Origin of the sequence: Saccharopolyspora dendranthemae, from assembly GCF_007829955.1 — a bacterium.
GTDB lineage: Bacteria > Actinomycetota > Actinomycetes > Mycobacteriales > Pseudonocardiaceae > Saccharopolyspora > Saccharopolyspora dendranthemae.
Genome location: NZ_VIWX01000006.1, coordinates 124884 through 145509, shown reverse-complemented (window position 1 = coordinate 145509; position 20626 = coordinate 124884). Strand labels below are relative to the sequence as shown.

Below are 20626 nucleotides of genomic sequence, written 5' to 3'. Positions count from 1 at the left end.
CGCGAAGGATGTGGGGCCATCATGTGGCGGATCGGCCGCCTGCTCGCGGGGTTCGCGATCGCGTTATCCCTGCTGTTCACACCGACGGCGGTGGCGAGCCCGGTGACGGCTCACGCGAGCGCGGCGGAGGTCGCGGTGGTCGCCCAGCAGCAGACGCCGGAGGCTCCCGAGGCCGAGCGCGAGACGAACGCCGAGCGCAATCAGCGCGTCGCGATGGGGGTCGCGGGTGTGGTGCTGATCGGACTCGTGCTCCTTTCCCGCAAGGCGCGCAAGAAGTCGCTGCTCTTCTTCGAGAAGAAGAAGTAGGTTATCCAATAGAACAGACCACCGAGTCGGTTTTCACCGGTTCTTTGCCGTCAATTTCCGCTATGGACTAGACCTGACGGCGAAGCTGTGGGATTTTCACTCCTGATCGCACGTGCGGAGTCATTCCGCGCGATTTGGGTGAGCAGCCCACTGAGACGTGGGTCGGCGCCGGGAAGCCCCCCGACCGGTGCCGGCCCACACCCCACTCCCGTTGCGCACCTGACAATCCCGTGCTCGGTCCGGGAATTGTGCGGCAGCGGGGGATAAACGTGAATTCCCCTTTTTCTGCTCAGCCGAAGTCCCGCCACCCGTTCGGCGCAGCAGTCCTACCGGTGGTCTCCGCGCGGCCCGCTCGCAACGCGAGGCTGATCGGGCTGGTGCAGGATGAACGCACATGCGTACCACCCCGCCCGAAGACCGGACCTCAACCGTGGGTCATGCCGCGCTGCGCGACCGCTGCCGCGACGCCGTGCGCAGGAACGAGGCGGCGCTGACCGGGTTGTCCCGCAGCATCCACGCCGAGCCGGAAACGGCTTTCGCCGAGCACCGCAGCGCCGCCAAGGTCGCCGCGCTCCTCGCGGACCACGGCTTCACCCTCCGGCAACCGGTCGCCGACCTCGACACCGCGCTCGTCGGCGAGTGCGGCAGCGGCGACCTCGTCGTCGGCATCTGCGCCGAGTACGACGCGCTGCCGCAGGTGGGGCACGCCTGCGGGCACAACGTCATCGCGGCCTCCGCCGTCGGCGCCGCCCTCGCCCTGGCCGACGTCGCCGACGAGGCGGGCCTGACGGTCCGGTTGCTCGGCACTCCCGCCGAGGAGACCGGCGGCGGGAAGGTCCTGATGCTGGAGGAGGGCCTCTTCGACGACGTGGCGCTGGCGATGATGGTGCATCCGGGGCCGGAGGACATCTGCCTGCCGAGCTCGCTGGCCATCACCGACCTGGAGGTCCGCTACACCGGGCGCGCCGCCCACGCCGCGGCCGCGCCCGAGCTCGGCCTCAACGCGGCCGACGCCCTCACCGTCGCGCAGGTGGCCATCGGGCTCCTGCGGCAGCACCTCGAGCCGCAGCAGATGGTGCACGGTATCGTCACGGAGGGTGGCGCGGCGCCGAACATCGTGCCCGCGCGCACCGCGGCGGTCTACAACCTGCGTGCTGCCGAAGCGCGCTCTCTGCAGTGCCTGGAGAACCGCATCCGGGCCTGCTTCGAGGCGGGCGCGACGGCGACCGGGTGTTCGCACCAGATCGTGCAGATCTCCCCGGTCTACGCGGAGCTCGCCTGCGACCAGTGGTTGTCGGAGGCGTACCGCCGCGCCATCACCGATCTCGGGCGTGAACCGCTCGATCGGAGCACTGAGCAGGGCCGGGTCATCGGCAGCACCGACATGGGCAACGTGACCAGGGCCTTGCCCGCGATCCATCCGATGATCGCGGTGGAATGCGGAGACGCGGTCAACCACCAGGCGGAGTTCGCCGCGGCCTGCGCCACTCCCTCGGCGGACCGGGCGGTCCTCGACGGGGCGGTGGCGATGGCCTGGACCGCGCTGGCGGCCGTGCTCGACGGCCCGCAGCGCGAACGGCTGCTCGCCGGTGTCGCCGACCGCGTTGGACAAGGTTCGACCGAACAGTTCTGCACGTCGGGAGGCGTGGCGTGACCGTGGTGGATTCTCGTGGCCCGGACCCGGGTCAGTTCCCGAACCGTGACGGTTCGGCGGTGACGGCCGAGGAGTGGGCCGTCGGCCAGGCGACGCTGGTGGCTGACGAGCCGATCGGCGCGACCGAAAGCACGATGGCGGGCATGGATTCCGACTTCGAATCCAGTGTGGAGTCCGTCGTGCCCGACCTCGGTGCGGGTCGCGGACCGTCCTGGCTGGACGCCTGGCTCAGCGCGAACTCGCATCGCGTGATCGCCTGGCGCCGTCACCTCCACGCCCACCCGGAGCTCTCCCGGGCCGAGCACCGGACCACCGCGTTCCTCGTCGACGAGCTCGGCCGGGCCGGCCTGACGCCCCGGATGCTGCCCACCGGAACCGGCCTGACCTGCGACATCGAGGGGACGTCTGCCGGGCCGACGATCGCGCTGCGCGCCGACATCGACGCGCTGCCGCTGACCGAGGCCACCGGCCTGCCCTACTCATCCACAGTGGATGGTGCCGCGCACGCGTGCGGCCACGACGCGCACACCACCGTCGCGCTCGGCGCCGCCATGGCGCTGGCGACCGCTCCCGACCTGCCGGGACGGGTGCGGATGATCTTCCAGCCCGCTGAGGAGGTCATGCCGGGCGGTGCGCTCGACGTGCTGGCCAGCGGTGCGCTCGACGACGTCGACCGGATCTTCGGGTTGCACTGCGACCCGCGCCTGCCCGCAGGCAGCGTCGGCACCCGCGTCGGGCCGATCACCTCCGCCACCGACCTGCTCGAACTGCGCCTGACCTCGCCGGGCGGGCACACCTCGCGGCCGCACCTGACCGCCGACCTGGTGCACGCGCTGGGGAGCGTGATCACCGGCCTGCCCGGCCTGCTGTCCCGCCGCGTGGATCCGCGCACCGGGACCGTGCTGACCTGGGGAGCGGTGCACGCGGGCGAGGCTCCCAACGCCATCCCGCAGGACGGCGTGCTTACCGGCACGCTGCGCACGGCCGACCGGGACACCTGGGCGAAGCTCGAACCGCTCGTCCACGAGCTGGCGGGCAGCCTGCTCTCGCCGCTGGGGGTCGGTTTCGACCTGCAGCACCGCCGCGGTGTGCCGCCGGTGGTCAACGAGCGGGAGAGCACCGAGCTGATGCGCACCGGGATCACCGCCGCGCTGGGCGAGCGGGCGCACGCCGACACCCCGCAGTCCTCGGGCGGCGAGGACTTCGGCTGGTACCTCGAGCACGTGCCGGGCTCCTTCGCGCGCCTGGGCGTGCACTCGGGCAGCGGGCGGATCAAGGACCTGCACCAGCCGACCTTCACGCTCGACGAGCGGGCGCTGCTGGTCGGGGTGCGGACCATGGTCCACACCGCGCTGCTGAGCCTGCGGAGCTGACGGACGGCTGATTCCGCGCCGGATCTTCGCCTGATCGAGGTGTATCCGGCGCGGAACGTATCTGCGGGCGGGGTTCGCGCCTCTTTACGGGCATGGGGACGAAAATCAACTGCCCGCAGTTCCTGCCCGCACCTGCCTCTCGGAGCCCGCAGCCCTGGTACGGCGCGCTGCCGCGTGCCGAGGCCGAACGGCTGCTCGGCGACGCCGAGCTCGCCGAGGGTCTGGAGTCCGGAGAGTGGGTCCAGCCCTGGCCCGGCGTGGTGCTCCCGGCCGCGCTGTTCCGCGATCCGATGACCAGAGCCGCCGCCGCGCTGCTGCGCGCCGGCGATCACGGGGTGATCTCCGGGCCGACCGCCGTGGCCATGCACGGCTGCGGTCCGGTCGAGGACGCCGTGCACGTGACCGTGCCCTACGACCGCGAGCTGCGCTCGCACGGCGATCTGGTGGTGCACCACGCCTGGTTCCGGGAGACCGACGTCATCGAGCTCGACGGGCTCCGCGTCCAGGCGTTGGACGTGGCGCTCGCCGACGTGCTGTGCACGGGCCCGCAGCGCTCCGCGCTGGACTGCCTGGAACGGGCCCTGTCCCGCCTGGGCGCGGGTGCCGAGCACTTGCGCGCGCTGATCGGGGAGCGGTTGCGCCGCCGCCGGGACAGGCGTGGCACCAGGAAGGCGTTGGCGCTGCTGGAGCTGGCGTGGGTCAGGCCCGGGGACGCGTTCGCCGGAGCCACACCATGAACGCACTGGTAAATATCACATTGAATGCTGTTAACTCTGTCGCTCTCGATGTTATTTTGGGGGCGAAGGGTGACACCCCGGTCCCGGTGGACCGCGAACGAAAGGACCGGACGTGGCGGCCGACCCCGCAACCGGAGCCGAACCGATCGAACTCGTGCTGCTCGACGTGGGCGGTCCCGTCTACGACGACGTCGCCTACCGGGACGCGCTGCTGCGCGCCACCCGCCAGCTCACGGCGGAGGACGGGCGCGAGTTCGACGAGACCGAGTTCCTGCACCTCTACGACGAGCGCAGGCAGGCCCAGGGCGGCTCGCTGCGCACCGCAGTGGCCCAGCGGTTCCTCACCGTGCAAGACCGGCAGCGGCTGTCCGACCTGGCCGAGCAGTACTGGGAGTACCCGCCTGACGCCCTCTACGAGGACGTGCTGCCCGCTCTGCGCCAGCTCCGCGAACGGTTCCGGATCGCGGTCGTGGCCAACCAGCGCGCCGTCGTCGTCGACGCCTTGCGCCGCGACGGCGTCGCCGAGCACATCGACGTCTGGGCGATCTCCGAGACCGTCGGTGCCGAGAAGCCCGATCCGCGGATCTTCCAGCACGCGCTCGACGAAGCCGGAGTGCCACCGTCCCGCGCGGTGCACGTCGGGAACCGGCTCGACACCGACGTGCGCGGAGCCCAGCGGATCGGCCTGCGCACCGTGTGGGTGCTGCGCGGCGAAGCGCCGCCGGCGCCGACCCCGGAGCAGCTCGCCGAACCGGACCTCGCGGTGCACTCGCTCGCCGAACTGCCCGGTGCTCTGGAGAAGCTGTCCTCGTGACGGGCGATCTCGTCGTCGGCGTGGACGTGGCCACGGCCCACGTCCGGGTGCAGGTCCACGACGCGGCGGGCGAGCTGCTGGCGCACGCCTCCCGGTCGCTGCCGGGTCCGGTGCGGTCACCGGACGGGCGATCGGAGCAGGACGCGACCTCGTGGTGGCCTGCCGCGCGCGACTGCCTGGCCGAGAGCACGGCTGCTCTGGGTCCGCGCAGCAGCGCGATCACCGCGCTGGCGATCTCGGCGACCTCCGGGACGGTCGTCGCGGTCGACGTCCGGGGCGAGCCCGTCGGACCGGCGCTGATGTACGACGACCGCCGTCGCCGGGTCGCCTGGCTCGCGGAGAACCTCCCGCCGGACGCGGAGCAGATCTGCCACACACCCGAGGTGATCGCGCAGCGGCTCGTCGGCCATCCCGTCGCCACCGACACCAGCCACGCGCTCAAGAGCGGTTACGACCCGGTGGCGGGCGAGTGGGCCTTCGAAGCGCCCACCAGCCTGCTGCCGGAGGTCGAGCGCCCTACCGCCGTGCTCGGTCGCGTGGGGCGCGAGGCCGCCGCGCTGACCGGTCTGCCGGTGGGTTGCGAGGTCCGCGCGGGAATGACCGACGGCTGTGCTGGGCAGCTCGCCTCCGGAGCCGTCGATCCGGGGCAGTTCGTCACCGTGCTCGGCACGACCCTCGTGCTCAAGGGGGTTTCCGAGAAGCTCGTGCACGACCCGACCGGAGTCGTCTACAGCCACCTGCACCCCGACGGCCGGTGGTTGCCGGGCGGTGCCGCCAACATCGGTGGTTCCGCGCTGTCCGATGTGGACCCGGAGGAGCTGTCCGAACTGGACGCCGCGGCCCTCGCGCGGGGTCCCGCGAGCGTGCTCGACTACCCGCTTCGCGGGCGGGGGGAACGATTCCCGTTCCCAGCGCCCGACGCTGAAGCGTTCCGGGTGGGTTCACCGCGGGATCGCGTCGACGGGCACCGGGCCAAGCTGGAGGGGGTCGCCTTCTGCGAACGTCTCGCGCTGGAACGCCTGGCCACCTTGGGCGCGGTGGCCGAGGGACCGGTGCGCACCGCGGGCGGCGGAGCTCGCAGCGAGGAGTGGTGCCGGATCCGCGCCTCGGTCCTGGACCGGCCGGTGCTGCGCGTGCTCGGCGCGGGGACCGCGCTGGGCGCAGCCCTGCTGGCGGCCACCGGTTCGCTGCACCCCGACCTCAGCACGGCCGCGGCGGCGATGGTGCCGACTGGGGAGCTCCTCGAACCGGACCAGTCCGAAGTGGGCCGTCTCCACTCCGGTTACGAGCGGTTCACGGCGGAGCTGCGCGCCCGCGGGTGGCTCTAGAGCTCGCGCGAAGAACCCGGACCGACGTTGTGGCAGGGGCGTTTCCGCAGCTTCTCCACGTAGTCCTCGGGTGCTCCGGCGGCCTCCGCCGCGTCGGCCATCACACCGAGGTAGCGCGCCGAGGGCAGCCCGCCCTCGTAGGCGTCGAGCACGTACATCCACGCCAGGGCGGAACCGTCGAGGGTCTGCACCATCAGCCGCAGCTTCTTGTGCATCCCGAGCTCGGCGCCCTCCCAGTTGTCCAGGTTCTTCTCGTCTTCCGGGCTCACGTCGTAGAGCACCGTGAAGACCTGCGAACCGGGCTGCTCGACGATCGTGGCGAGGGCGCCTTCCCAGCCGTAGTCCTCGCCGCCGAAGGTCAGCCGCCAGTCCATCAGCCAGCCGGCTCCCGCCATGGGGGAATGCGGGGCGCGCTGCAACATCTGGGCCGGATCCATGTTGGATCCGTACGCGGCGTACAAAGGCACGCCCCACAGGGTAGCGATTCCACGGCCGAAAAGCGGACCGGACCGGGGCACGAATGTGGGTTTCTTGGCTCGCCCGGAGTTCGGGCGGGGGGACCGAGCGCTTGCGCAGCGGTGACGATCACAGACGGTGTCGACGGGGTGGAGTGGCATTCGCCACGATCACTCATCCTGGGCGGTACCACCCGGTTTGCCCGGAGTCTTCGCGGCGTACCGTGAGCTCGGCGCCCATCGGTGTAAACGGTGACCATCGGCTACCGGGTGCCCATCGGCCAGGTGGACTCAGGAGGAGCGCGAAGTGACCCGCATCGTGATCATGGGTGGCGGCCCGGCGGGCTACGAGGCGGCCTTGGTCGCCGCTTCCAACGGAGCGGACGTCACGCTCGTCGAGCCGGAAGGCCTCGGCGGGGCCTGCGTGCTCTACGACTGCGTCCCCTCGAAGACCTTCATCGCCTCCGCCGGCGCGCGGTCCTCCTTCCGCGACGCCGAGGAGCTCGGCATCCGCCCCTCCTCGCACGAAGCCGACGTCGAGGTCGCCGTGGTGCACGGCCGGGTCAAGGGCCTGGCCCTCGCGCAGTCGGCCGACATCCGCTCCCGCGTTCGCCGCGAAGGCGTCAAGATCGTGCCCGGTCGCGCGCGCTTCACCGACCCGACCCCGGGCATGGCGGTGCACCAGATCGGCGTCGATCGAGCCGATGGCAACTACGAAGAGCTCACCGCCGACGTCGTGCTGATCGCCACCGGTGCCACACCGCGCATCCTCAAGGGCGCCGAGCCCGACGGCGAGCGCATCCTGACCTGGCGGCAGCTCTTCGACCTGCCGGACCTGCCCGAGCACCTGGCCGTCATCGGCTCCGGTGTCACCGGTGTGGAGTTCGCCTCCGCCTACACCGAGATGGGCGTCAAGGTCACCATGATCTCCAGCCGCGACCGCGTGCTGCCGCACGAGGACGCCGACGCCGCGGCCGTGCTCGAAGAGGTGTTCGCCGAACGCGGTACCGAGGTCGTCAAGCACGCCCGCGCCGAGTCGGTCGAGCGCACCGAGAAGGGCGTGGTCATCCACCTCGCCGACGGCCGCACGGTCGAGGCCAGCCACGCCCTGATGACCGTGGGATCGGTGCCCAACACGGACGGCATCGGCCTGGAGAAGGTCGGCATCGAACCGGGCCGGGGCGGCTACGTCGAGGTCGACCGGGTCTCCAGGACCGGGGCCCCCGGCATCTACGCGGCCGGTGACTGCACCGGCTTGCTGCTGCTGGCGTCGGTGGCGGGCATGCAGGGCCGCATCGCGATGTGGCACGCGCTGGGCGAGGGCGTCACGCCGATCAAGCTCAAGACCGTCGCCGCCAACGTCTTCACCCACCCCGAGATCGCCACGGTCGGCATCAGCCAGCAGGCCATCGACAGCGGCGAGGTCCCCGCGCGCACCGTGATGATGCCGCTGGCGACCAACCCGCGCGCCAAGATGGAAGGCCTGCGACGCGGTTTCCTCAAGGTCTTCTGCCGCCCGCAGACCGGTGTGGTCGTCGGCGGCGTGGTGGTCTCGCCGAACGCCAGCGAACTGATCCTGCCGATCGCGCTCGCGGTGCAGAACCAGGTGACCGTGGACAACCTGGCCAACACCTTCTCGGTGTACCCGTCGCTGTCGGGTTCGCTGACCGAGGCCGGCCGCCTGCTGATGCGCCACGACGACCTGGACTGACGCGGGGCCTCCGGCGGGGGAGGATGGCGGCATGACCGAACGCCCGGTGCTGATCTACGACGGCGACTGCGGCTTCTGCACCCGCAGCGTCCGGCTCGCCGTGCGCCTGCCGGTGAGCATGAGCGTCCGCCCGTGGCAGGAAGCCGATCTCGCCGCACTGCGCACCACGGAGGGCCGGGCCCGCCACGAGGTGCTCTGGATCGACCGCTCCGGCCGCGTCTTCGGCGGGGCGGAGGCCGTGGCGCAGCTCCTGAAGTCCTGCCGCATCCCGTGGCCGGTGTTCGGCTGGATCATGTCGGCGCCGCTGCTGCGCACCCTCGCGGCCCGCGCCTACCGATGGGTGGCCGACAACCGCTCCCGCCTCCCCGGCACCACCCCCGCCTGCCAACTGCCGCCCGACCAGCGCCCGAGCTGAGCCGCTGCCTCGCACGCGGGAAAAATCGGGCGACACGGCCTCTAGGCCGCCGCTAGCCTGGGGACGTGCAACGGCAGCTCTACCTCTGATCAAGTCCGCCTCCGGCGGCCTCACCGCGCGCGGGAGCACGGCTCCTCGCGGCGCGGCACCCCACCATTCCCGCCCGGTACGAGGGCGGCTTGATCAGGAGCTGTATCACCCATGTCCACATCAGCCCAGAACGTCCAGCGGGCGTACGTCCTGTTCGCGTCCATCCCCGCTCACGGTCACGTCAACCCCGGACTCGGCCTGGTCACCGAGCTGGTCGCCCGCGGCCACCGCGTCAGCTACGCCACCACCGACGAGTTCGTGCCGCAGGTCGCCGAAACCGGCGCGGAGATCCTCCGCTACGAGTCGTTGCTGCCCGGCACCTCGGGTTCCCAGCGGCCGGATTGGCCCGACGACCAGGTCGAGGCGCAGCACCTGTTCCTCGACGAGACCGAACTCGTGGTGCCGCAGATCGAGCGGGCGTTCGCGTCCGACCGGCCCGACCTGATCGTCTACGAGGTCGCCGCGTTCCCCGCTCTCGTCCTGTCGGAGAAGTGGCAGGTCGCGCGCATCCAGCTCTCCCCGACGCACGTGCACTCCCAGGGCATCGAGCGGGTGCTGGGCGGGCTGGAGGAGGACACGCCGGAGAAGGCGGCCGTCCGGTCCCGCTACGACCGGTACTTCGCGGAGCAGGGCGTGGCCCTGTCCTTCGAGGACATCGGGATGCCGGTGCGGGCCATCGTGACGATCCCGAGGAAGTTCCAGTACTTCGGCGAGAACGCCGAGGAATCCTTCGAATTCGTCGGCCCGATGTTCTCGGAGCGCGCGTTCCAGGGCACCTGGAGCCCGCCGGACGACCGGCCCGTCGTGGTGGTCTCGCTGGGGTCGGCCTACAACGACCGGCTCGACTTCTACCGCAGGTGCGTGGCCGCGTTCGGCGGGACGGAGTGGCGCGTCGTGCTGGCGGTCGGGCGTGACGTCGACCCGGCTGAGCTGGCCGACGCGCCCGGCAACGTGGAGGTCCACCAGTGGATCCCGCAGCTGCAGGTGCTCTCGCACGCCGGCGCGTTCCTCACCCACGCTGGGATGGGCGGGGTGATGGAGGGCCTGTTCCACGGTGTTCCGCTGATCGCGGCGCCGCAGGCCGCGGATCAGTTCGCCAACGCCGCGCGGATCGAGGAGCTCGGTCTCGGGGTGCAGATCGATTCCGGGACCACTACCCCGGAACAACTGCGGGACGCTCTCACCGAGGTCACCTCGAACCCGCGGATTCTGCGCCACGTGGCGGAGATGCGCCACGAGATCGAGGAATCCGGTGGGCTCGCCCGAGCCGTCACCAGGATCGAGTCCTTCCTCGAACCCTGAGCGGCTGCCGAACCCGCTTCGGCTGTGCGGGATCTCAGCGGAGATCCGGTGGAAAGCGAACGGCGGTCCGACCCGCGCGGGCCGGACCGCCGTTCGAGGCAGGTTCAGATCACTCGACCCAGTCGAAGGTCTTGGTGACCGCCTTCTGCCAGTCGCGGTACTGCTTCTCGCGGACCTCGTCGGTCATCGACGGGTCCCACTGCTTGTCCTTGGCCCAGTTGCTGCGGATGTCGGCTTCGCTGCCCCAGAACCCGACGGCGAGACCGGCCGCGTAGGCGGCACCGAGCGCGGTGGTCTCGTTGACCACCGGCCGGATCACCGGGACGCCGAGGATGTCGGCCTGGAACTGCATCAGCAGCTCGTTGACGACCATGCCGCCGTCGACCTTCAGCGACTTCAGCGGAACGCCGGAGTCGGCGTTCATGGCCTCGATGACCTCGCGGGTCTGGAACGCCGTGGCTTCCAGCACCGCTCGGGCCAGGTGGCCGCGGTTGACGTAGCGGGTGAGCCCGACGATCGCGCCGCGGGCGTCCGAGCGCCAGTGCGGCGCGAACAGACCGGAGAACGCGGGCACGAAGTACGCGCCGCCGTTGTCGTCCACGGACCGCGCGACCTGCTCGATCTCCGGGGCGCTGCCGATCATGCCGAGGTTGTCCCGCATCCACTGCACCAGCGAGCCGGTGACCGCGATCGAGCCTTCGAGGCAGTAGACCGTGTCGTTGGTGCCGATCTTGTAGCCGACGGTGGTCAGCAGACCGTTGTCGCTGAGGACCCGCTCGGTGCCCGTGTTGAGCAGCACGAAGTTGCCGGTGCCGTAGGTGTTCTTGGCTTCACCGGGCGACAGGCAGGCCTGACCGAAGGTGGCGGCCTGCTGGTCGCCGAGGATGCCGGCGATCGGGATCCCGGCGAACACACCGCGCTCGCGGAACTGGCCGTAGACCTCCGAGGAGGACCGGATCTCCGGCAGCATCGACATCGGGATGCCGATCTCGGCGCAGATCTCCGGATCCCACTGCAGGGTCTCCAGGTCCATCAGCAGCGTGCGCGAGGCGTTGGTCGGGTCGGTGACGTGCAGGCCGCCGTCCGGGCCGCCGGTGCAGTTCCACAGCACCCAGGTGTCCATGTTGCCGAACAGCAGCTCGCCCTTCTCGGCGCGCTCGCGGATGCCGTCGACGTTGTCGAGCATCCACTTCACCTTCGGCCCGGAGAAGTAGGTGGCCAGCGGCAGCCCGGTCTTGGACTGGAAGCGGTTCTGCCCCTCCGTCGCGCCGAGCTCGCTGACGATCTCGTCGGTCCGGGTGTCCTGCCAGACGATGGCGTTGTAGACCGGCTTGCCGGTGGCCTTGTCCCAGACCACGGTCGTCTCGCGCTGGTTGGTGATGCCGCAGGCGGCGATGTCGGACGAGACCAGGTCGGCGCTGGCCAGAGCGCCGGCGCACACCTGGCGGACGTTGTCCCAGATCTCGAGCGGGTCGTGCTCGACCCAACCGGCCTTCGGGAACAGCTGGCGGTGCTCCTTCTGGTTGACCGCGACCACCCTGCCTGAGTGGTCGAAGATCATGCACCGCGACGAAGTCGTTCCCTGGTCGATGGCGGCGACGTACGAAGCCATCTTTCACACCTTCCTTGTCAGCTGCTGATGGGGAGGGCGAGTGCGAGCAGGCCCGCCAGCACGCCGCCGATGATCGGGCCCGCGATCGGGACCCACGAATAACCCCACTCCGCCGAGCCCTTGCCGCGGATGGGCAGGATCGCGTAAGCGATGCGCGGCCCCAGGTCGCGTGCCGGGTTGATGGCGTACCCGGTCGGCCCGCCGAGCGAGTTGCCGATGCCGATCACGATGAACGCGACCGCGGCGTAGCCGAGCGCGGCGTTGCCGAAGTCCGGCACCCCGGCGGTGTCGCCCGGGCTGGCCGGCGGATTGGTGATGATCCAGAACACCAGCACGAAGGTGCCGATGATCTCGGTGATCATGTTCCACGGAGCGTTCGGCACGGTCGGCCCGGTGCAGAAGATCCCCCGGGTGTCGGCCGGAGCCTCCGTCGTGTCGAACTGCAACTTGTAGGCCGCCCAGCACAGCACCGCGCCCAGCGTGGCGCCGATGATCTGCGCGATGATGTAAACCGGGACCTGCGACCACGCGGTGTCCCCGTAGATCGCGAGCCCGATGGTGACCGCGGGGTTGATGTGCGCCCCGGAAGGTTCGGCGATGCTCGCACCGGCGAAAACCGCGAAGCCCCAGCCGAAGTTCACCAGCAGCCAGCCGCCGCCCACTCCGAGGCTCCTGCTCAAGGTCACGTTCGCGACCACGCCGCAACCCATCAGGGTCAGTATCGCCGTCCCGAGCAGCTCCCAGAGGAATACCTCGCCAAGACTGGTCATTCTCCCGTTCCCCTCGTGATGCCGCCGTTGGCACAGGCGGGTCTTCGGTGTCTGTCCGACATGGAGCGAGTCGGGACGGTACTGCCGCATGGCAACACGTGTCCATCAGTGCCGCCAGTCGTGCGCAGCACGTTCGTCTGTACCGCCTAATCCGCAGCTCGCCCGGTGGTAGCGCGGAATGCCGAAGATCGCCGGTACCGGATCTTCGGCGCAGGTGACACCGTCGTCCGGCACGCCCGGATCGACTGATCGATCCCGGCTACCGAACGACACCTTAATCACAACAACTGTGTGAAAAGAAGCGTTGCGGGTCGGTCGAGATGGTGTTTTTATCGAGTTGTACGGTGAGTGTGCGGTGGAGGACGTGATCCCACCGCTCGCAGGCCATCCGGAACGAGGAGCCCCCATGTCCGGCCGACGACCGTCCGGCAAGCAGCAGGACCGGCGCCGCAAGATCACCGAGCTGGTGATGGCGGAGGGAACGCTGCGCATCGACGATCTGGTCGCGACCATCGGCGCCAGCGCCATGACCGTGTACCGGGACCTCGCCGACCTCGAATCGCAGGGCCTGGTCCACCGCAACCGGGGGAACGTCTCGGCCGCGTCGTCGCTGCTCTACGAAGCGGCCTCGGAATACCGGTTGCAGCAGAACCAGGCGGAGAAGGAGGAGTTGGCCCACGCCGCCGCCGAGCTCATCGAGCCCGGCCAGGCGCTGGTGCTCGACGACTCCACCACCGGTGTGCACCTGGCCCGGCTGCTGCCCGAGCGCGCGCCGCTGACCGTCGTCACCAACCACAGGGGCGTTTTCGACGAGCTGTCCGCGGCGCCCGGGATCAGCCTGATCTGCATCGGCGGCGACTACCTGCCGTGGGCCGACGCGTTCGTCGGTGGCATGGCGCTGGATTCGCTGCGCAACCTGCGGGTGGACCTGTCGATCATGTCGGTGTCCGCGGTGACCGACGGCATCTGCTGCTACCCGCAGCAGGAGATGGTGCAGATCAAGAAGGCGATGCTCGCCGCAGCGCAGCGCACGGTGCTCTACGTCGACCACACGAAGTTCCGCAGGCGCGCGCTGCACGCGGTCGCACCCGTCGAGGACTTCGACATCGTCATCGTCGACTCGAAGACCCCGGGCAACCAGATCGAGGTCCTGCGCGAGAGGGGTGCGCTCGTCGAACAAGCGGCCGCACCGGGACGCGCTGCGGCAGGCACGCAGGGGGCCGGTCGGGCATGATGACCAACGAGGTGCGCCGCCCGCGCGCAGGATCGGTTTCGCGGGCCGGGAGCCGCGGGCGAGCGGCGCAGCCGCGAACCGGAAAGCCGTTCGCACGAGGCGGTTCTCCGGCGAGAGCTCCGAAGCGCCGCGCAGTGCACGTGCTCGTCGAGCGGCGCACGAAGCCAGCGGGCCCTTGAGGATCCGCCACGTGCACCGCCAACCAGAACGAGTCCACAGACAGCCATCAACGGTGGGACGCGACCGAAGCGAGGAGGACGCGGTGTCCAAAGACAAGACCGAGACCGGAAACCGGCTGAAGGGCACGCTGGGACCCACCGAGCGGGCCGAGAACTGGAAGCGGCTCGGAACCGAGGAATTCGACGTCGTGGTGATCGGCGGTGGCGTGACCGGCGCCGGTGCGGCGCTGGACGCGGCCACCCGAGGGCTCCGGGTCGCGCTGGTCGAGGCCCGCGACCTGGCGGCCGGGACGTCGAGCCGTTCCAGCAAGTTGTTCCACGGCGGGCTGCGCTACCTGGAGCAGCTGGAGTTCTCGCTGGTGCGCGAGGCGCTGCGGGAACGCGAGCTGATGCTGACGCGGATCGCTCCGCACCTGGTCAAGCCGGTTCCGTTCCTCTACCCGCTGACCCGCCGGTTCTGGGAGCGCCCGTACACCGCGGCCGGCCTGCTCATGTACGACACGATGGGCGGCGCCCGGTCGGTGCCGGGGCAGAAGCACCTCAGCCGCGCGGGCGCGCTGCGCATGGTTCCCGCGCTCAAGAGCAGCGCTCTGATCGGCGGCATCCGCTACTACGACGCGCAGGCCGACGACGCCCGGCACACCATGACCGTCGCCCGCACCGCAGCGCGCTACGGCGCGGTGGTCACGACCTCCATGCAGGTCACCGGGTTCCTGCGGGAAGCCGACCGCGTCGCCGGACTCCGGGTGCGCGACGTGGAGACCGCTGAGGAGGTCGAGGTCCGCGCTCACGCCGTGATCAACGCGACCGGTGTGTGGACCGACGAGCTGCAGAAGCTGTCCGGAGGTCGCGGGCGGTTCCGCGTCCGCTCCAGCAAGGGCGTGCACATCGTCGTCCCGCGCGACCGGATCGTCGCCGAGAGCGGAATGATCCTGCGCACCGAGAAGTCCGTGCTGTTCGTGATCCCGTGGGGCAACCACTGGATCATCGGCACCACCGACACCGACTGGCACCTCGACCTGGCGCACCCGTCGGCGACCAAGGCCGACATCGACTACCTGCTCGAACACGTCAACTCGGTGCTGGCCACCCCGTTGACGCACGACGACATCGAGGGCGTCTACGCCGGGCTCCGGCCGCTGCTGGCGGGCGAGAGCGAGGAGAGCTCCAAGCTCTCCCGCGAGCACGCGGTCGCGCGGGTGGCTCCGGGTCTGGTGGCCATCGCGGGGGGCAAGTACACGACCTACCGGGTCATGGCCGCCGACGCGGTCGACACCGTCTCGCCGGACATCCCCGGCCGGATGGCCTCGTCGATCACCGACCAGGTCCCGCTGATCGGGGCCGACGGTTACCACGCGCTGGTCAACCAGGCCGACCAGCTGGCGGCGGCGCACGGCGTGCACCCGTACCGGATCCGGCACCTGCTGGACCGCTACGGCTCGGAGATCCACGACGTGCTCGGAGCCGCCGAGAAGCGCCCCGAGCTGCTCAAGCCGGTTCCCGCCGCGCCGAACTACCTGCAGGCCGAGATCGTCTACGCGTGCAGCCACGAAGGCGCGATGCACCTGGAGGACGTGCTCACCCGGCGCACCCGGATCTCCATCGAGTACCCGCACCGAGGTGTCGACTGCGCTGACGCCGTGGCGCGGCTGATGGCCGAGGTGCTCGGCTGGGACGAGAAGACCATCGCCCGCGAGATCGCGGTCTACACCGAGCGGGTCCAGGCCGAACGGGACTCGCAGACCGAACCGAGCGACCAGGCGGCCGACGCCAAGCGCTCGGCGGCCCCGGAAGCCCGCAGCAGCCTCGTGGAACCCGTGGTCTGACGGGGCACGCGCGCAGCAGGCGAATTTCGCGCGAAGTTCGACTCCCGAAGCCGGGGCTCGAACTTCGCGCGAACTCGGCTACCGGACCGCCGAGCCGGTGACCTCGTCGAGGAGTTCTTCGACGAGCCCGACCAGGCGGCGGTTGTCCGCCGGAGCGATCGTGCTCCACGCCTCCCCGGACGGGGAGGTGGTGCGCAGCTGCGCGTAGCGGCCGAGCGCGGTGTCGAAGAACCCGACGACGCGCTCGGCCCGCTCGCGCCGGCCGTGCCGGAGTCGCGCGGCCGCACCGAACTGCCCCTGCGCCACGACTCCCGCGACCATCCCGGCCAGCGCTTCGGCGTCATCGGGACGGACCCCTCGGCGTTGCAGCGCCGAGAGGAGTTGCTCGATCTTGTCGCCGACCTCCGCCGCGGCCTCGTCGAGCGCGGCGCTGGGCACCGACACCGACCGGCCCGGCCCGGGAGCCAGTTCCGGCAGCCGCGAGACCGCGGCGCGCGGGAGTCCCGACGCCGAAGTCGCGGAGAAGCTCAGGTGCTCGCCGTCCTTGACCGCGAGCACGGCGCGCTCGCCGTCGCTCTCGGCCGCCGCCAGCACTCGAACGCTGCGGTGCAACCAGCTCCGCCCGTCGACCTCGCGGCCGGGCTCGGCGACGAGCCGCAGCATCCGTTCCAGCTCCGCGTCGAGCGCGCCGCCGCTGATCAGGCCGCGCTTCGAGAGCGCGCGCCACGCGGAGGCGACCAGCTTCGCCCGCTCCGCGTGGGTGCGCCCCGGTGACGGGACCTTGAGCACCAGCGGAACGCTGTCGATCTCCAGGTGTTCGGTGAGCACGTCGAATTCCAGCGCCGAGAGGTTGATCAACCTCTCGGCCCGGTGAGCGGTGTTCATCGACCCGGCTCGCCGCCGATCACCGGACGCGAACTGGTCTGCTGCTCGCCGAAGAAGCCGCCGTCGCCCAGCTTCTCGGTGACCTCGTGCTCGACAGCGTCGTCCCGGCCGCCCTTGGCGCGCTTGCCGGACGACCGCCCGGACCCGGCGCCGGCACCGGTGGGGCGGGTCGTGCGCCGGCCTTCCTGCCTGGTGCCGGGAGCGGCGGTGCCGTTGCCGGTCCCACCGGCCGGTGAGCCGGAACGCGGGACGGCGGTGGGACCCCAGCTGATCGTCACCTGCGGTGCGCCGACCGGGGACCTCGACCCACCCGAGGCCGGGGCGTCCACCACGACCTGCGGCGGTGCCGCGAACGAGGCCAGCGACGTGGTGTTGGCCTGCGTGGAGGCCTCGTAGGTGCGCATCACGTCGAAAGCGCGCTGCTCCGCGGCGTGCTGCCGGGCTTCCTCGACCTCGTAGTCGGTCTGCCCGCCGAACAGGTGCGTCAGCGCGGTCGCCGCGGTCCCGGGTTCCTCGCTGGTCACCGCCACCGGGGGCGGCATCTCGCTGCGGGCCTTGCTGATGAACTCCGCCTGCTGCTCGGCGCGCTCGCGCATCACGGTGGTCGCCTGCTGCGCCAGCACCGCCCACTCACCCAGCGGGCGGAGTCCGGCGTTCGCGCTGTCGGCCGCGGCGCCCTGCCACCCGCTCCGCGCGGCGGAGGTCGCGGCGGCCAGACCGCCGTCGATCTCGCCGAGAGCGCGGGTCAGCTCGCTCCAGCGGCGGACGCTGTCGGTCGAGCCGTGCGCCCCCGGGCCCTCGTTGATCTGCGCGTACAGCTCGGCGTGCCGGTAGCCCTGCCATCGGTGGTCACCCATCGCGGATCAGCAACCCCCGCCCAGACCGGCCGCGCTCTCGTGGTCGATCAGCTCGTACTGGCGGCCTGCCGCCTGCAGCGACTCGGCGGCCGCCTGCAGCTGGTCGCGGTAACCGCACAACGCGGTCAACGCGTCCTCGCCGCCGCCGACCGATCGCTCGTTGAACTGCTCGGCCGCGTCCGTGCTGACCGGGTCGCCGGCCCACGGGCGGATGCGGAGCTCGGTGATGGCGTGCTCGATCTGCAGCCCGACCGCGTCCAGCGATTCCTGCAGCGAGTTGACCAGACGCGGAATCGCGGTGGGCTCGACCTGCATCGAGCCCCCGGACTCCGCGCCGTACGGGTCCGTCAAAGGCACGTTGCCCCCTCCCACAGGTGAAACGTCCGCCGGACACTGTATCCGCGATCTGTCACGCTGTGGAGTCCGCCATACGCGGGGAGTGCTGCCGGATCAGGGGGTCGACTCCGACGAGCGCTGCGTGGAGCCACCGGGAGCGGAGGTCTCCGAGCTGGTCGGCGGCGGGTGGGCCAAGGTCCGCACCGCTTCCTCGGCGACCCGCTGTGCGCCCGAGCACAGCTGGTCCACCGGCGGTGGCGGCTGCCCGCCGTCGTCGCGGTAGAGCACGTCCAGGTGCTGCCCCTCGGCCACGTCGACCGCGACGTTGCAGGACAGGTCCAGGCCCGGGGTCTTGATCACCAGCGCGGGGAAGCCCTCCACCAGGACCGGGGAGGCCTCGACCTGCGCGGTGTCGTCGGTCCACACCCGCATGCTCTCGGTGGTGATCAGCGCGAGCCTGGCACCGACCTTGGCGGTGGTGTTGCGGTAGCTGCAGGTGGCGGCGTTGCCGAAGCCCGCGTCCGAGTCCGGCAGCGGCTCGCGGTCGAAGCCCAGCTGGCTGCGCTGGTCGGTGGTGAGCAGCTCGCACGGGTCGACGCCGTCCAGGCCGAGGTCGAAGGGCCGCGGCGGCAGCGAGGGCGGCGCGCTGGTGACCGGCGCGGGTGGCGGTGGCGGTGGCGGCGCGGTACCCGCCGTCGGGGCCGATTGCCACATTCCGCACCCGGTGAGGGTGAGAGCGCCGAGGCCGAGCAACGCGCTGAGACGTCGGACCCCGGTGGGCCGCGAGCTGTGCATGGACATCACCGTAACGAAACGTGGTCGTCGGTGACGGTAGGTCCTCACCTGCGTCGCCAGGTCAACCAGACGACCGCCAGCGTCGGGAGCAACAAGATCAGCCCGATGGGCCGCGCGAACACCACGAGAACCATCAGCAGCGCCACCGCGCCGACGGCCAGCGCGATGTGTCCCGGCGACGGCGCTGGGCGTGTCGCGGCGGGGGCCAGCGCGCTGGACGGGCGCGGTCCGGGCAGGTCCTCGAAGAGCGCGTCGAGCTCGGATCCGAAGCGCGCGGCCGCGGCGTGCCTGCTCCGCTCGTCGTACTCGGCGAGCTCCAGGCGCCCGGCCGAGAAGTGCTCGCCGAGCTGCTGAATGGCCCGCTCCCGCTCGGGGTCACCGATGCGCAGGTCTTTTCCCCGCCGACCGCTGTCCACACGCCCATCCTACGGCCGAACAATCACCCGGCCGAGTGGCCAGGCGAGTTTCCCGCGGAGCTGCGCGCGGCGGAGGTTCTCGTGCCGCCGCGCGCAGCGGGCATCAGGCCGTCGCGGGTTCGCGCTCGCCCAGCAACGGCGGTGCGCTGGGCGCGGTCAGCACCTCGTCGTCGAGGACGTTCTCGCTGCGGGCCACGATCACCGGAACGGCGATCTGGCCGGCGACGTTGGTGGCGGTGCGCATCATGTCCATGATCGGGTCGACCGCGTAGGCGATGGCGATGCCGGTCGCCACCACCTCGGGCGGGAAGCCCAGGGCGCCGACGGTCAGCGTCAGCATGGTGAACCAGCCGGTCACGCCGGCGGTGGCGATCGAGCCGAACACCGCCACGGCGATGATCGTCAGGTACTGCAGCGGTCCGAGGTGGATGCCGAAGAGGTTCGCGATGAACAGCGATCCGATGGCCGGGTAGACCGCCGCGCAGCCGTCCATCTTGGTGGTGCTGGCCAGCGGGACCGCGAAGCTCGCGTAGGACGGCGGAACGCCGAGGTTCTCCGCCGCCTGGCGGGTCATCGGCAGGCTCGCGCCGGAGGAGCGGGAGGCGAACGCGAACTGCAGCACCGTCCACGACTTGGCGAAGAACCGGGCGGGGCTGACCTTGGCGACCAGCGCCAGCAGCAGCGGGTAGACCGCGAACAGCACCAGCAGGCAGGCGACGTAGGTGGAGCCGATCAGCTTGACCAGCGGCAGGAAGAACTCGTTGCCGTAGGTCGCCACGGCGTTGCCGATCAGGCCCAGGGTGCCCAGCGGGGCCAGCCGGATGATCCAGCCCAGCACGCGCTGGATCACCTCGAAGGCGGCCTTGTTGAACGCCACGAACGGCGCGGCCTTGTCGCCGAGGCTGTAGGTGGCGGCGCCGATGATCAGCGACACGAACACCACCTGCAGTGTCTCGCCCTCGGCGAAGGCGCTGATCAGGTTGTCCGGGACCAGGCCGTTGAGCAGGTCCAGCCAGGAGCCCTGGGTCTTCTGGCCGATCGCCTGCAGCTTCTCGGGATCGGGCTCGATGAGCAGCCCGCGACCGGGCTGGAACAGCCCGCCGACCGCGAGGCCGATCAGCACCGCGATCAGCGAGGTGATCGCGAACCACAGCGCGGTCTTCCCGCCGAGCCGGGCGGCGGTTCGGCCGCCTCCGAGCCCGCGCAGGCTGTTGATGCCCACCACGATCGCGGTGAAGATCAGCGGCAGCACGGTGAAGCTCAGCAGCTTGGTGAACGTGGAGCCGATGGTGTCCAGGGTCGTGATCAGCCAGTCGGCTCCGGTCTGCTTGGCGACCCAGCCGAGCAGCGCGCCGAGCACGAGCGAGGCGAGCACGGCGACGGCGAACAGCTTCGGGTTGAAGCGCAGGCGTAACCGCCCGGCGTTGTCGGACACAGGGATCTCCTGGAGACGTGAAGGATGGGTGCCCCGATGGGCGTGATGAGCGCTGGGCGGCACGAGCGCCGCGGGTGAGCGCCGGGGCGGCGGGTG

Annotated in this window: 20 protein-coding genes; 11 read left to right on the top strand and 9 right to left on the bottom strand. The window is 70.9% G+C overall.

The features are described from left to right. The first annotated feature begins 21 nt into the window (after positions 1-21). The 6 genes from FHU35_RS25165 (at position 22) to FHU35_RS25140 (ending at position 6212) form a co-directional block, all read left to right on the top strand. Positions 22-306, top strand: a complete 285-nt coding sequence (locus tag FHU35_RS25165) for a hypothetical protein (protein ID WP_145744096.1) — start codon at positions 22-24, stop codon at positions 304-306. A gap of 394 nt (positions 307-700) precedes the next feature. Continuing rightward, positions 701-1960, top strand: a complete 1260-nt coding sequence (locus FHU35_RS25160) for an amidohydrolase (protein ID WP_145744093.1) — start codon at positions 701-703, stop codon at positions 1958-1960. Positions 1961-2094: 134 nt separating this feature from the next. Then, positions 2095-3333 (top strand): M20 family metallopeptidase, encoded by a 1239-nt coding sequence (locus FHU35_RS25155; protein ID WP_145744649.1) that lies wholly within the window; start codon positions 2095-2097, stop codon positions 3331-3333. 92 nt (positions 3334-3425) lie between these two features. Beyond that, positions 3426-4070 carry a hypothetical protein gene (locus FHU35_RS25150; protein ID WP_246110563.1) on the top strand — a complete coding sequence of 215 codons (645 nt, stop codon included), beginning with the start codon at positions 3426-3428 and terminating at the stop codon, positions 4068-4070. A gap of 112 nt (positions 4071-4182) precedes the next feature. Beyond that, on the top strand, positions 4183-4884 hold the full coding sequence (locus tag FHU35_RS25145) for an HAD family hydrolase (RefSeq protein ID WP_145744091.1): 702 nt from the start codon (positions 4183-4185) through the stop codon (positions 4882-4884). Continuing rightward, the gene (locus FHU35_RS25140) at positions 4881-6212 is read left to right on the top strand and encodes an FGGY-family carbohydrate kinase (RefSeq protein WP_145744089.1); all 1332 of its coding nucleotides are present in this window, start codon (positions 4881-4883) and stop codon (positions 6210-6212) included. The genes FHU35_RS25145 and FHU35_RS25140 overlap by 4 nt, the downstream gene beginning before the upstream one ends. Here the strand turns inward: FHU35_RS25140 and FHU35_RS25135 are convergent. Beyond that, entirely contained in the window at positions 6209-6679 is a 471-nt protein-coding gene (locus FHU35_RS25135; RefSeq protein WP_145744087.1) for a gamma-glutamylcyclotransferase family protein, read from the bottom strand. The genes FHU35_RS25140 and FHU35_RS25135 overlap by 4 nt on opposite strands. A gap of 295 nt (positions 6680-6974) precedes the next feature. Between FHU35_RS25135 and FHU35_RS25130 the strand changes: the two genes are divergently transcribed. From FHU35_RS25130 to FHU35_RS25120, 3 genes are all read left to right on the top strand, one after another. After that, positions 6975-8378, top strand: coding sequence for an NAD(P)H-quinone dehydrogenase (locus tag FHU35_RS25130; RefSeq protein ID WP_145744085.1), 1404 nt, complete (start codon positions 6975-6977; stop codon positions 8376-8378). A 31-nt stretch (positions 8379-8409) separates the two neighbouring features. Next, the gene (locus tag FHU35_RS25125) at positions 8410-8793 is read left to right on the top strand and encodes a thiol-disulfide oxidoreductase DCC family protein (protein WP_145744083.1); all 384 of its coding nucleotides are present in this window, start codon (positions 8410-8412) and stop codon (positions 8791-8793) included. A 201-nt stretch (positions 8794-8994) separates the two neighbouring features. Next, positions 8995-10185 carry a macrolide family glycosyltransferase gene (locus FHU35_RS25120; protein ID WP_145744081.1) on the top strand — a complete coding sequence of 397 codons (1191 nt, stop codon included), beginning with the start codon at positions 8995-8997 and terminating at the stop codon, positions 10183-10185. A gap of 109 nt (positions 10186-10294) precedes the next feature. Here FHU35_RS25120 and glpK read toward each other — a convergent pair whose 3' ends face one another. Together glpK and FHU35_RS25110 are read right to left on the bottom strand one after the other, a co-directional pair. Beyond that, complete coding sequence (gene glpK / locus FHU35_RS25115) at positions 10295-11797, bottom strand: glycerol kinase GlpK (protein WP_145744079.1); 1503 nt, start codon at positions 11795-11797, stop codon at positions 10295-10297. A gap of 17 nt (positions 11798-11814) precedes the next feature. Continuing rightward, a complete protein-coding gene (locus FHU35_RS25110) occupies positions 11815-12567 on the bottom strand; it encodes an MIP/aquaporin family protein (protein WP_145744076.1) in 753 nt (250 codons plus the stop codon). A gap of 406 nt (positions 12568-12973) precedes the next feature. Here FHU35_RS25110 and FHU35_RS25105 point away from each other — a divergent pair, with 406 nt between their 5' ends. Both FHU35_RS25105 and glpD read left to right on the top strand, forming a co-directional pair. After that, positions 12974-13801, top strand: a complete 828-nt coding sequence (locus FHU35_RS25105; protein WP_145744074.1) for a DeoR/GlpR family DNA-binding transcription regulator — start codon at positions 12974-12976, stop codon at positions 13799-13801. A gap of 262 nt (positions 13802-14063) precedes the next feature. Continuing rightward, a complete protein-coding gene (gene glpD, locus FHU35_RS25100) occupies positions 14064-15806 on the top strand; it encodes a glycerol-3-phosphate dehydrogenase (protein ID WP_145744072.1) in 1743 nt (580 codons plus the stop codon). A gap of 78 nt (positions 15807-15884) precedes the next feature. On the opposite strand, the gene FHU35_RS25095 is transcribed toward glpD, so the two are convergent. The 6 genes from FHU35_RS25095 to FHU35_RS25070 form a co-directional block, all read right to left on the bottom strand. Then, positions 15885-16691: an ESX secretion-associated protein EspG gene (locus FHU35_RS25095; RefSeq protein ID WP_145744070.1), complete on the bottom strand. Its 807-nt coding sequence runs from the start codon at positions 16689-16691 to the stop codon at positions 15885-15887. Continuing rightward, a complete protein-coding gene (locus FHU35_RS25090) occupies positions 16688-17548 on the bottom strand; it encodes a PPE domain-containing protein (protein WP_145744068.1) in 861 nt (286 codons plus the stop codon). Before FHU35_RS25090 ends, FHU35_RS25095 begins: the two co-directional genes overlap by 4 nt. Before the next feature lie 6 nt (positions 17549-17554). Next, positions 17555-17905: a hypothetical protein gene (locus tag FHU35_RS25085; RefSeq protein WP_246110562.1), complete on the bottom strand. Its 351-nt coding sequence runs from the start codon at positions 17903-17905 to the stop codon at positions 17555-17557. A gap of 93 nt (positions 17906-17998) precedes the next feature. Beyond that, a complete protein-coding gene (locus tag FHU35_RS25080; protein WP_145744063.1) occupies positions 17999-18679 on the bottom strand; it encodes a DUF3558 domain-containing protein in 681 nt (226 codons plus the stop codon). Positions 18680-18723: 44 nt separating this feature from the next. Continuing rightward, complete coding sequence (locus tag FHU35_RS25075; protein ID WP_145744061.1) at positions 18724-19095, bottom strand: DUF1707 SHOCT-like domain-containing protein; 372 nt, start codon at positions 19093-19095, stop codon at positions 18724-18726. 103 nt (positions 19096-19198) lie between these two features. Beyond that, a complete protein-coding gene (locus tag FHU35_RS25070) occupies positions 19199-20530 on the bottom strand; it encodes a dicarboxylate/amino acid:cation symporter (RefSeq protein WP_186459604.1) in 1332 nt (443 codons plus the stop codon). Between the last annotated feature and the right edge of the window lie 96 nt (positions 20531-20626).